This is a genomic window from Gordonia lacunae (assembly GCF_002149015.1).
Lineage (GTDB): Bacteria > Actinomycetota > Actinomycetes > Mycobacteriales > Mycobacteriaceae > Gordonia > Gordonia lacunae.
The window spans coordinates 62,544-74,430 of the sequence record NZ_NGFO01000029.1 but is presented as its reverse complement, the minus strand read 5'-3'; the positions used below and the strand labels follow the sequence as shown (position 1 = coordinate 74,430).

The 11,887-nt window shown below is 69.7% G+C and carries 10 protein-coding genes; 7 read left to right on the top strand and 3 right to left on the bottom strand.

The features are described from left to right. Positions 1-393: 393 nt before the first annotated feature. From CA982_RS20985 to CA982_RS20965, 5 genes are read left to right on the top strand one after another with little or no spacing between them, the layout of a single operon-like run. Complete coding sequence (locus tag CA982_RS20985) at positions 394-807, top strand: hypothetical protein (RefSeq protein ID WP_014928900.1); 414 nt, start codon at positions 394-396, stop codon at positions 805-807. Further along, on the top strand, positions 804-1,226 hold the full coding sequence (locus CA982_RS20980; RefSeq protein ID WP_014928899.1) for a hypothetical protein: 423 nt from the start codon (positions 804-806) through the stop codon (positions 1,224-1,226). Before CA982_RS20985 ends, CA982_RS20980 begins: the two co-directional genes overlap by 4 nt. 3 nt (positions 1,227-1,229) lie before the next feature. Further along, a complete protein-coding gene (locus tag CA982_RS20975; RefSeq protein ID WP_014928898.1) occupies positions 1,230-1,796 on the top strand; it encodes a DnaB-like helicase N-terminal domain-containing protein in 567 nt (188 codons plus the stop codon). Between the two features lie 21 nt (positions 1,797-1,817). Then, positions 1,818-2,027: a hypothetical protein gene (locus CA982_RS20970; protein WP_014928897.1), complete on the top strand. Its 210-nt coding sequence runs from the start codon at positions 1,818-1,820 to the stop codon at positions 2,025-2,027. Between the two features lie 37 nt (positions 2,028-2,064). After that, entirely contained in the window at positions 2,065-2,658 is a 594-nt protein-coding gene (locus CA982_RS20965; protein WP_144066083.1) for a thermonuclease family protein, read from the top strand. 7 nt (positions 2,659-2,665) lie between these two features. Here the strand turns inward: CA982_RS20965 and CA982_RS20960 are convergent, their stop codons facing one another. From CA982_RS20960 to CA982_RS20950, 3 genes are all read right to left on the bottom strand, one after another. After that, on the bottom strand, positions 2,666-3,550 hold the full coding sequence (locus CA982_RS20960; RefSeq protein ID WP_014928895.1) for a hypothetical protein: 885 nt from the start codon (positions 3,548-3,550) through the stop codon (positions 2,666-2,668). Between the two features lie 98 nt (positions 3,551-3,648). Further along, complete coding sequence (locus CA982_RS20955; protein ID WP_014928894.1) at positions 3,649-4,224, bottom strand: hypothetical protein; 576 nt, start codon at positions 4,222-4,224, stop codon at positions 3,649-3,651. Positions 4,225-4,241: 17 nt separating this feature from the next. Further along, positions 4,242-4,718, bottom strand: coding sequence for a hypothetical protein (locus CA982_RS20950; protein WP_144066082.1), 477 nt, complete (start codon positions 4,716-4,718; stop codon positions 4,242-4,244). A 259-nt stretch (positions 4,719-4,977) separates the two neighbouring features. Here CA982_RS20950 and CA982_RS20945 point away from each other — a divergent pair, with 259 nt between their 5' ends. Next, positions 4,978-5,319 (top strand): hypothetical protein, encoded by a 342-nt coding sequence (locus CA982_RS20945; protein ID WP_044508718.1) that lies wholly within the window; start codon positions 4,978-4,980, stop codon positions 5,317-5,319. Positions 5,320-5,326: 7 nt separating this feature from the next. Beyond that, positions 5,327-11,527, top strand: a complete 6,201-nt coding sequence (mobF, locus tag CA982_RS20940; RefSeq protein ID WP_144066081.1) for a MobF family relaxase — start codon at positions 5,327-5,329, stop codon at positions 11,525-11,527. The last annotated feature ends 360 nt before the right edge of the window (positions 11,528-11,887 follow it).

The following is an 11,887-nucleotide window of genomic DNA, read 5'->3' as shown; positions in this document are numbered from 1 at the left end:
AGAGACTCCGACCGACCCGCCGCCACGCGCTGCGCTCCCATCGCGGCACCGGGCCGCTCTCCGCTCCTGCCACATCCGGCCAGCGCGCACAAGCGGCCAAATATCAGGAAAGGCCAAACCCGACCGGACGCCAAAGAAGTGTGGATCTGATGTCGAGCGAACGACGTTGCGACTGAACATAAATCGACACACGATGTGTGAAAACAGTTGCCTAACAATGAAATACGATGTATCATCGAGTAATGATGGTGAGGCCAATGACCAATATCGCACCGGCGAATATTGCCTCTCCGCCAGCCACCGCCGCCTGACCCGACCAGTCCCCGCAACGTGGGTGTCGCACTTGCCGTCGACGACACCCACCCCGAACTACACCGACCAAGGAGAACCAGGATGAGCCGTCCATCCACCACCAGCGCCACCAACGACCACACCCAGTGGACTTTCGGTGGCCTCACGATCGCCGCCGACAACGCCTCACTGTGGGCAACACAAGCCGCAGCGGATCCCGCCGACACCGCCGCACCCCAGGTGCAGGCCACGCTCGCCGACGTCGAGGGAGACCTTGTCGTCAGGATCGCCGTTCCCAACGGCCTGGCCTACGTGGCCAACTTCGACGACAACATCATCCAGATCACCCTGGCCAACATCCATTCCGACTGCTGCCAGAGGTGCGGGGAACACTTCAGCGATCCGCACGCACCCGAGTGCGAGATCGGAGCCGCCGAAGAGATCGCGCTCGCCGCCCAGGACGACACAGCGATGCTCGCCGCCCTCGAAGCCCGCGCGGAACGGCGTCTCCGATGAGCGACACCCTCGACGCCGCTCTCGCCGACATCACGGCCACCACCGGGCTGGTGTTCACCCGCACCACCTTCGGTGCGCAGCGCAGCGGGCACCTCGCCTACACCCGCACGCGCGACGCCGTGGTGATGATCGACAACGATTGGCAGGCACTCACCGACAACGGCGCCGGTGTCTTCGCGCCGAGCAACCCGCGATGGACGCCCGTTCACCCGATCGTCATCGCCGTCTACGAAGGCGGTGACCTCACCCGCCTCCCGCTCGCAGAGGTGTCCACTCGCCGCGCCGACATTGCTGTGCTTCCCCACCTGCTCGATCAGGCCCTCGAACTGGCCGACCGCGCCCGCCGTGAGTGCGGCCACTTCCTCGGCTATGACTACGACGGCCGCGGCGACACCACACGACGCCACCAGGTGATCTGAACCATGCCCGCCGCGACCCCACCCGACCCGTCGGTGAGCGCCGCCGCTCACGACGACGCGGCGCTCGCTGATGGCCACGGGTGGGCCAGCGACACCGGCCACGCCGAGGTCCTGTTGCTCTCGGCGCTGCTGTGGGCCACACCCGCCCACCACGACGACCTCGCTGACATCGTCGGCCTGGTCCGCGCCGAAGACTTCTACGTGCCCGCCCACGGCGAACTGTTCACGATCATCGCCGACCTCATCGCCGACGGGACCCGCCGCGCACACGACGCCACCACCGTCGCCCACGAACTACGTCGCCAAGGACGCGCGGCCACCCTCGGCGCCGAGCGCCTCACCCGGGCGCTCGTCGCGGCGACCTCCGCCGGCGCCGACGGCATCCAGGCACGCCACTACGCGGCGATGGTCGTCGCCGACGCCTACCGCCGCCGCTACCGCGCCGCCGGAGACGGCATCACCCACGCCGCCGACCACCTCCCCGAAGCCGAACTGTGGGACTACATGTGCGCCCACGGCATCGCACTACGCGAACACCGCACCCGACTGTCCAACCTGCGCCCGAACTAAGACATCGAAAGGAACACCGCCATGCCCACCACCGACATCCGATACCCGGCCGCCGACCTCGCCAAGCTCCACGCCGACGCCTACACCCTGCGCCACGTCGACAACCTCACCTGGGACCAAGTCGCTACCGCCCTCGATGAACCCGTCGCCGTGGTCAAGGACTGGGCCCAGACCTACATCGACCGCACCGACGCCGCCGCCGCCGAACAGCAGATGTCGCTGTTCGACTGACCCCTGCCCGCACCCGCCTCGTTCGGAGCCCTTGTCCATGCGCACCCTCACCCGTCTCGCCTCCCGCACCGTGCTGCGCCTCGCGCTGCTCGCCGCACTCGTCGTGGCAGCATTCGTGGCCCTCAGCGGCGTCGTCGACGCCCTGCCCGCACCCGGCGACCTGTGGCCGCGGACGACCTCTGTTGCTGCGCCGTCGCGGCCATCAGGCGGTACCACGCCCGCAGTGGTCACCAGAGTCATCGACGGCGACACGATCACCGTCTCCACCGACACCGATCCCGCGCTCACCGTGCGGCTACTCGGCATCGACACCCCCGAGGTCCGCAAGCCCAATACCCCGGTCCAGCCGTGCGGCCCGCAAGCCAGCGACCGCACCCGCGCACTCGCCGCCCCCGGCACCACCGTGCACCTCGAGTACGACCCCACCCAAGACCACACCGACCGCTACGGCCGCGCCCTGGCCTACGTCTGGATCGGCGACACGATGCTCAACCACACACTCGTCGCCGAAGGGTGGGCACGCACCTACGTCTACAACCACCAACCCGGCCGCCACGCCGACGCCCTCGCCGCCGCCCAACGCGACGCGCAAGCAGCCCGAGCCGGTGTCTGGGGCCAGTGCCCGCGATAGCCGAACCTCAGACGCGCACAGGGGCGGGCGCCCGCAGCGGCGGTGCCATGGTGATCCACCGTCCGGTGCGGACCCGATGCGTCAGCGCGAGCGCGACCACGCCCGCCGCAGCAACACTGACTAACCCCCAGAAGGCCAACGCGTAGCCCTCGCAGATGTTGTATGCCGCGTGCGCCAACGCGAACCCGATCACGAGCCGGTAGTCGCGCCATCGCCAGACCATGTACGCCGACACCACTGCCCACAGGGCCATGCTCACCCAGAGGCCGGCCCCGTAGTACACGTGATAGGCCAGCCGCATCGGAACGAGCACGCACAACGCCGCGATCAAGCCCACACGAGTCGACGGCAGCCACATCGCCAGCGCCGCGATCGGCACCGCGACAACGAACACCTCCTCACCGAACCCGGCCCTCAGTCCCGCGATGACCGCGGCCGCCAACGGACGCTGCGCTGTTGTGCTCGTGTCGTCGACGGCGAGCGCTGGCAGCGCGAGGTCGACGAGCCACCGAAGACCCAGGGTGGCATACACGCTCAGTACGTACACGCTCACGCACGCCACGTAGGTCGAGCGCGACAGCGGAGGGCGGCGAGTCCACTGCGGCCACGACCACCACCACGGCCTCGTGGTGAGTTCGCGAAGGATCAGCCAACTGAGGCCGACGAGCGCACCACTTGCGACGACAAGCCGTAACCACACCAGCACTTCCCCAGACCAGGAGAACGGCTGCGTGGACGCGCCTTGCCCGTAGCGGTCGATCGCTGTGGAGATACCTTCGCCGAACGCGGCCGCGTACGCCGCAGCCGCGATCACGAGCGCGCCGACGCGCGCAGCGTTGAACTGCCAACGCCCGCTCACGATCTGCGAGCCTGTGGGTTCGAGTTCGAGCATCGAAGTCCTCTTTCGGGCCTTGGGGCGGGACGACGCCGCAATGCGGTTTGTGCCCCTCGCGTGAGCGCCCGGGCACTAACACAAGGCGGGTGTCTGTTTCAGAACAGGCCGAGCTGGTCGGCGGCCGCGGACGGTACGGGCTGGAACAGCCGATGCGCGTGGTCGGGGTCGCCGCCGTCGCGTAGGTAGGTGCGCAGCATGATCGAGCGCGCGGCGCGGTCGATGGCGGTGGTTGGTCGTGATCCGCGGTGGCGGCCGAGGCCGACGGCGTAGGTGAGGTTGTTGGTCTGGGTGCCGATGCGCACGTGTGCGGAATCGACGCGCACGCACAGCGGTTCGTTGCAGTAGTGCTCGCCGATGTCGGCGGCGTCGGCGCCGAGGTCGGGGTGCACCAGCAGCAGCGCGAAACGGTGCGCACTGATCGCTCGTTGGCGGTTGTTCCGCCGGAAGGTGAATCGGCCGTACCCGTCGGGCGAGCTGATCGCCCCGATCCAGTACCAGCAGCCACGGGGTGTGAGTACGACGTGCTGCCAGAAGTGTTCTTCGGCGCGAGCATCGGGCATCAGCGTCGGGTCGGTGACCACACCCGGCGACGGAGTCGCGGTGCCGACCGCCAGGTGGGTGGCCGGCACCGCGAACAGGCCGAGTTGATCGTGGTCAGGGTCGACACTCATGGCCGAACCGTAGAGCCCTAGGCCGACATCACCGCCGGATCGGATGGCTCAGCGCGGGTCTCATCGGTGGCCGCGTCCGGCGCGACAGGATTCGGTGTTGGCTCCGCGCTGGGGGTGGCCTTCTTCGTCGCGACGGACAGGCCCGCCTCGCGCAGCAGCGTCTTGGCTTTCGCGGCACTGATCTCCACGAGATCGGCGGCGCCACTAACACTTCCTACCCGCTCGGCGATCGCGGCGAGCGCGGTGGCTTTCGCCTTCGCTGACCGTTCGGTAATCACTCGCAGTTCCGCTTCGGCAGCGGCGAGTTCGGAGTCGGCTTGCAGGAACTCGGCGATGTTGGCCTCGTTGGCTTCCATCACCCGCAACTCAGCTTCGAGTCTGCGTTCGAGTTTCGCGCGTTCCTCGGCTCGACGCGTCTCCAACGCCCCGAGGGTTCGTTTGCGCGCAGCAGCGCGCGCCTGACTGGCAGTGAGTTTTGAATTGTTCGACGGCATACCAGCCACGATAACGCCGGCCAACGCCCCCTCGCCACCGCCACACGCCCGTTCTCGGTGCACGTTTCACCCTCACTCCCCCTCAACCTCGCCACCGTTTCCGCGTTCCCAGTCCCACCCCTCAGCCTTCTCACCTGCACCAACACCCCTGCGCCACCACTTTCCACACCACCTCCCCCGATCTGCAAAATCAGATAACTCGCACACACCTCTTGCATTCCGGATTCGTCCGACGAAATTCATGTGCCAGAATGCAGCCATGGCCGGTGCCGGGGCGTGCGATCACTGCGGTGGCGTGCTGCCCGGAGACGGCGCACCGCGACGCGGTCGGCCGCGTCGCTGGTGCTCGGATGAGTGCCGCCGCGCAGCGTGGGTCCGCCGCCACGACCGGCCCGCCGCGGCCGGGGTCACCGCTCAGGATGCGGTGGCCCAGGTGCTGGCCTCCCCCACCGCCACCGCGGAACTTCTCGGGACGCTGGCCGAGCGGATCGAGGGCGGCGACGAGGTCGCCAGCGGAGTCATTGCCGAGCTGGTCCGGGCGCACCGCGCGAGCGTCCATGCGGTGATCCGGACCAACGAGTTGCGCCCGTTCCGACGGTGATTCGGCCGTGACCGCCACCATCCACAAGCTCACCGCCGGCGACGGCTATGAGTACCTGACGAAGTCCGTTGCGGCGATGGATGCCACCGACAAGGGCCGGGTGTCGCTGGCCGACTACTACAGCGCCAAAGGCGATTCCCCGGGCCAGTGGATCGGGTCTGGGCTGGCCGGATTGAGCGATGTCGGGGCCGGGCTGGAAGTGTCGGAGCAGCTGGTCGACAAGCGCACCGTCGAGGCCGGGTCGATGGTGTCGGCGGTGCAGATGAAAGCCTTGTTCGGCGAGGGTCGCCACCCCAACGCCACCGCGATCGAACAGCACGCTGTGGCGTCCTCGGACTGCCGAACGGCCGAGGCGTTGGCGGCGACGAAACTGGGCAACGCCTACGCCGCCTACAACGAATTCCCGGAGTTCCTACAGGAACTCGCGGTGGTGTTCCGCGACCACAATCTCGCCCGCGGCGAGCGGTGGGATGCGGTCATCGACGACGACACCCGGGCGGCGTTGCGCACCGAGTTGGGCCGCGAGCGATTCACGCAAACCTACCGTCGCCCGCCGCGGGATTCGCGCGAACTGTCGGGGTTCATCGCGCAGGAAAGCCGCCGCCGTCAGTCGGCGGTGGCCGGTTACGACATGACGTTCAGTCCGGTGAAATCGGTGTCGGCGTTGTGGGCTGTCGCGCCGCTGCCGATGGCCGAGAAGATCGAGGCCGCCCACCGTCAGGCGGTCGCCGATGCACTGGCGTTCATCGAGCGCGAAGCGTGCCTGTCGCGGTTGGGAACCGACGGCATCGCCCAGGTCGACACCGACGGTCTGATCGCCGCGGCGTTCACCCACCGCGACTCCCGCGCCGGGGACCCGGACCTACACACCCACGTCGCCATCTCCAACAAGGTGCGGGTGCGCGACGCCGCCGGGATCACCCGGTGGATGGCCCTGGACGGCACCCCGTTGTTCAAGGCCACCGTGTCCGCGTCGGAGGTGTACAACTCGCGCATCGAGCTCTACCTCCAGCGCGATCTCGGGGTGTCGTTCAGCGAACGACAACAGACCGATGCACGGAAACGACCGGTCCGCGAAATCGACGGAGTCGACACCGAACTGATGGCGCAGTGGTCGTCGCGGCGCGCGATGATCGAGCACCGTCTCGGTGAGTTGTCGCAGCAGTTTCACACCGATCACGGCCGCGAACCCACCACCGGTGAGGCATTCGATCTGGCCCAACAGGCCACCCTGGAAACCCGCGAAGCCAAACACGAACCCCGCTCCTATGCCGAGCAACGCCAGGCGTGGCGCGCCCAAGCGCGCCGCATCCTGGGCGGCGATCGCGCGATCAGCGACCTCGTGCACGAGGCCACCCATCCACGCCCCCGCACCCGTGAGCATCCGGAGTTCACCGACGAGTTGTGCACCGACCTCGCGGGTGCGTGCATCGAGACCATCTCGGCCACCCGCGCCCGCTGGCAGCGTCCGCATCTGCGCGCCGAAGCCGAACGCCAACTGCGTGCCCGCGACTTCGCCGGCATCACCGACACCGACGAACTCGCCGCCGCCATCGAGCGCATCGTCGACACCGCACTGGCCGCCGAGACCAGCGTCGCAGTGTCCTCTGACGCCCTCGACGGCGACCTCAACGAACCCGAGGTGTTGCGTCGCGCGAACGGCGAATCGGTGTTTGTGCGCCACGACGTCGCACTGCACACCAGCACCGACATCCTCGCCGCCGAACACCGGATCGTGGCCGCCGCCAAGCGCTCCGACGGCCGCCGCCTCGACGACACGACCGTCGACATCGCGTTGCTCGAGCAAGCCGCCAACGGCCGCGAACTCAACGCCGGCCAGGCCGCCATGGTCCGCGAGCTGGCCACCTCCGGGCGTCGCGTGCAACTGGTGCTGGCGCCCGCCGGTACCGGTAAAACCACCGCCCTGCGCACCCTCGCCCGGGCGTGGACTGACAGTGGCGGAACCCTCATCGGACTGGCCCCCACCGCCGCCGCCGCGGCGGTGTTGCGTGAGGAACTCGACACCACCACCGACACCGCCGCCAAGCTCGTCCAACTCGCCCACGCCAGCCGTGACCGCGCCCTGGCCGCGACGCCGCACTCACGCACAGAGGGCAACCCTGAACTCGCGGCGAAGGTAGCAGCGGCACAACAGAAACTGTCCGACCCCGGCTATCACGCACCCAAGGAGCCGGACTGGTTCACCAGTATCGGACCCGACACCCTCGTCGTCGTCGACGAGGCCGGAATGGCCTCGACCGCCGACCTCGATGAGGTGATCCGGTGCGTGGCCGCCCGCGGTGGCAGTGTGCGGCTGGTCGGCGACGACCAGCAGCTCGCCTCCATCTCGGCCGGCGGTGTGCTGCGCGACGTCGCCCACGAAACCGGTGCGCTCACCCTGAGCCAGGTGGTCCGTTTCTCCGACGCCGCCGAGGGTGCGGCGTCGCTGGCGCTGCGCGACGGCGACCCTGCCGCCCTCGGTTTCTACGCCGACCACGGGCGCATCCACGTCGAGTCTGACGCCGTGGCCGCCGATGACGCTTACCTGGCTTGGTTGGGCGATCGCGCCGCCGGACGTGACTCCGTCATGCTCGCCGCCACCCGCGACACCGTCAACGCCCTGAACGAACGGGCCCGCGCCGACCGTCTCGCCGGCATTGACCCCCGCCGCCGCGGCCCCGAGCTTCGCCTGTCTGATGGGTTGGCCGCCAGCGTCGGCGACATCATCAGTACCCGCAGCAACCGCCGGGATCTGCGCCTGTCGGCCACCGACTGGGTCCGCAACGGCGACCGGTGGCGGGTCACCCACATCGGCGCTGACGGCACCCTGACCGCCCAGCACCTCGACCTCAACCGGCACGTGCAGCTACCCGCTGACTACGTCGCCGAGAACACCACCCTCGGCTACGCCTCCACCATCCACGCCGCCCAGGGCATGACCGCCGACACCTGCCACGTCATCGGCTCCGACGCCCTGGACCGCCAGCTGCTCTACGTCGCGATGACCCGCGGCCGCCACGGCAACCACATCTATCTGCCCACCACCGAAACCGACCCGCACAACGCCACCACCCCCAAGGCCCGCCACCCCCAAACCGGGCTGGAAACCCTGGCCGCGATCCTCGGCCGCGACGGCACCCAACAGTCGGCGACCACTGCCCAACGCGACGCCGTCGACCCGTTCCTACGTCTGTCCCGGGCCGCGGCCGCCTACGACCACGCCCTCGGTTCGGCCGCCGAACACACCCTCGGCGCCAAGGCACTGCGCAACCTCGAACACGATGCCGACACCCTCTACAGCACCCACACCGGCACCCCCGCGGGCACGCTCACCGCGTGCGCAGCCTGGCCCACCCTGCGCACCCACCTCGCCACGCTGACGCTGGCCGGTGACGATCCGATCACGCGGCTGCAAGCAGCGATCATCCACCGCGAACTGGCCACCGCCGCCGACCCGGCCGCCGTGCTCGACTGGCGCCTGGACCCCACCCAGCAACACTCCGCAGGCGGCGGACCCCTGCCCTGGCTGCCGCAGGTCCCCGACGGGTTCGACGACCCCCAATGGGCGCCCTACCTCACCCGCCGCGGCGCCCTCGTCACCGACCTCGCCGCCGCCGTCACCGAACGCGCCTACGCCTGGGACGCCACCACCGCCCCCGTGTGGGCGCGTCCACTGCTCCTCGCTGACCCCGACCGCGGCGGCGAGCTCGTCGCCGAACTCGCCGTGTTCCGCGCCGCCCGCGGCGTCGACGACACCGACCGGCGTCCCGCAGGACCACGACCAAATTCCATCGCCTTGGCGCGGCGTCACGCCGCGCTGACCGAGCGCGCCGACGCCCTGGTCACCACCACCGCCGAGGCCGCCCGCTACGCCGACCTCGCCCGCGACCTCGACCCCCACCTGCTCGCCGACCCGTACTGGCCCGAACTCGCCGACCACCTGTCGCTGGCCGCCCGCGCCGGCCTCGACGTCGATGCTCTGGCCCGCGACGCCCTCGCCGACAACCCGCTGCCCACCGAAATGCCCGCCGCCGCACTGTGGTGGCGCCTGTCCCGTGAGTTGGCTCCCGCCGCGGCCGAAGCCACCAACACCGGCCTGCGCCCCGACTGGGCCGACGCTCTCGTCGGGATCGTCGGGGACCGGGCCGCCGAAGCGATCCTCACCGACCGCGCCTGGCCCGCACTCGTGGCCGCGGTCAGCGCCGCCGACCCCACCCAGTGGAACCCCCACGAGCTGCTCGACCTCGCCGACACCCTGCTCCACAGCGGCACCGACGACGACCACACCGTCCACCTCAACGAATACGCCCGCCTGCTCACCTGGCGAGTCGAACTGCTCGTCACCCACAGCAGCCACGCCACCGACACCACCCCACTACCGCCGGCACCGCCCACCCCGGAAGACGAAGCCGCCGCCGAAGCAGCCGCCGAAGCCGCCGGACTGGCCGACCCCTGGGCCGACACCCTCACCGGCCAACCCGGCAACGACCTCGACGAGAACGTCGGCGTTCACGAGGACTACCTCGCCGCGCTCACCGCCACCGAACCGCCGCCGGAAACTGGCGTCGACGTCCTCGATCCGGACGACCTCGACCGCTACGAGGACCTGGACTTCGACGAGTTCGCCACCGACGTTGTTGCTGCTGCACCCGATCGCTTCGCCGCGCCGACCGACCTCGCCGAATGCATCGCGCTGCGCTACGAACTCACCGCCCAACTCGCCGAACTCGGCACCGACATGGCACAGCTGCGCGAGGCGATCAACGCCGGCACCAGCGCCCACCAGCAGGCCATGGCCCCGCATGTCCTGGCGTTGCGCGCCGCTGCCGACCACCAGTTCGCCGCGGCCGCCGACACCGCAGGGCACCACCACGACCTGATGATGGCCGAACAACTCATCGAAGACCTCACCAACCAGGCAACCGCCCTGCGCCGCACCGCCGCCCAGCTCCGCGCCGCCGACACCACCGACCTCGACCCCCTCAGCGACGACGAAGCACCCGACCTCGCCGCGCTACGCGCCGAGGCCGACGCCACCGCCCTGGACTGGCGCGTCACCGCCGCGACCGCCGACCGCGACGCCCTCGCCGCCGTCTACAACGACGCGAACGCCCGCCTCGAGTCCGCGATCGCCGAATCCGGCGGCGTCCGCGTCACCGACACCGACGTCGAACTCATGCGCCTGCAAGCCAGCGAACTCGACGAACTCAACCTCGCCGACCTGCGCGCCCGCCGCGCCGACCTCACCACCCGCATCTACCGAATCGACAACCGTCTCAACCACGTCCACGCCCTCACCCACACCGCTCACCACCACCGCGACACCTACCTCATGCCCACCACGGCCACCGCGCCCGTCACCACTACCGACGCTGTTACGCCGTCGGCGACCCAGCCCGCCGCCGAAGCCACCGCCACCGCGGTCGCCGAACCGGCGGCCGACACCGAGCTGCGTGACTGGCTCCACCAGGACCCGCTCCGCGCAATGAGCGACGACCAGCTCACCGCGCACCTACGCACCCTCACCCGCCGCCACACCCTCGCCGTCGACGACCTGAAAACCAGCAGACCAGCGCCCGAACAGACCCCTCGGGTGCGTGCCGACCACGCCGAACTCGCCGACACCGTCGACCGCATCGCCACAGCCCGCACCGCCGGACGCGCTCTCGCTGACGCCGCCGCCCGCGTCACAGAGGCACGCGCCGCCCTGGCGGGACTGCCGCCTGCCGGCCGCGGCCGCAAAGCACGCGCCGAGCACGACCAACACCACCAGCACCTCGCCGAGGCGGTCGCCGCAGCCGAGCGTCAGCACCAGTACTTCGCCGCCGCCCACGAACAGACCCGTCGGGACGTCGGCGCCCCCGAATACCAATGGGACGACCTGACCGCCCGCGCCGCCGACACCGGCACACTCGCAAGCGAACTCGCGGCCGCCGAACACGCCGACAACCGCGCCCGCGAACTCCGACAGAAAGCCCTCGACGACCGCGACACCACCGCGGTAGCGATCGAACACGGCCGAGCCGAACGCGACCGCCGCCAGGCGCTACCCGCCGCCCGACGCGACGCCGAAGACGCCATCCGGGTTGCCCTCAACCCGCCAGACCCCGAAGCAACCCCCACAGCAGCACCCCACTCGCCCGTGCCCCACGCTCCCGACCTACCCCCAGCCAGGGATAGGGGCCACGACTCTGGTGTGGGCGACTAACCCTCGCTCAACCCCAAGAAATTGTGCACGGCAGGCGGCGCCCGCCGACTGACCGATCGTGGAGCGTCGAGAACGTGCGAATTTGCTAGCGTAACGGCACGGTTGATAAGGGGGATCACTGTCTATGGGCCTGAGACGAATCAGAGCCGGGCGGAGCTTCTTCGCCGCCTTGGGTGTCAGCGCGGCCTTGGCCGTCACGCTCGCGGGATGCGGCGACGGCGACGGCGACCAATCAGCGGAGGTGGCGACCTCCACCCAATCCACAGCAACGCAATCGACTTCGTCGCCTGAGGCGTCCTCGCCGACATCGGTGACCGACGGGTCGGTGGCGTCCTCGCAGGCTGTCGACGCCACTGTTCG

Coding starts and splice junctions, on each gene's coding strand:
- CA982_RS20985 (WP_014928900.1), top strand. CDS start 394: ATGAGCCGTCCATCCACCACCAGCGCCACCAACGACCACACCCAGTGG.
- CA982_RS20980 (WP_014928899.1), top strand. CDS start 804: ATGAGCGACACCCTCGACGCCGCTCTCGCCGACATCACGGCCACCACC.
- CA982_RS20975 (WP_014928898.1), top strand. CDS start 1,230: ATGCCCGCCGCGACCCCACCCGACCCGTCGGTGAGCGCCGCCGCTCAC.
- CA982_RS20970 (WP_014928897.1), top strand. CDS start 1,818: ATGCCCACCACCGACATCCGATACCCGGCCGCCGACCTCGCCAAGCTC.
- CA982_RS20965 (WP_144066083.1), top strand. CDS start 2,065: ATGCGCACCCTCACCCGTCTCGCCTCCCGCACCGTGCTGCGCCTCGCG.
- CA982_RS20960 (WP_014928895.1), bottom strand. CDS start 3,550: ATGCTCGAACTCGAACCCACAGGCTCGCAGATCGTGAGCGGGCGTTGG.
- CA982_RS20955 (WP_014928894.1), bottom strand. CDS start 4,224: ATGAGTGTCGACCCTGACCACGATCAACTCGGCCTGTTCGCGGTGCCG.
- CA982_RS20950 (WP_144066082.1), bottom strand. CDS start 4,718: ATGCCGTCGAACAATTCAAAACTCACTGCCAGTCAGGCGCGCGCTGCT.
- CA982_RS20945 (WP_044508718.1), top strand. CDS start 4,978: ATGGCCGGTGCCGGGGCGTGCGATCACTGCGGTGGCGTGCTGCCCGGA.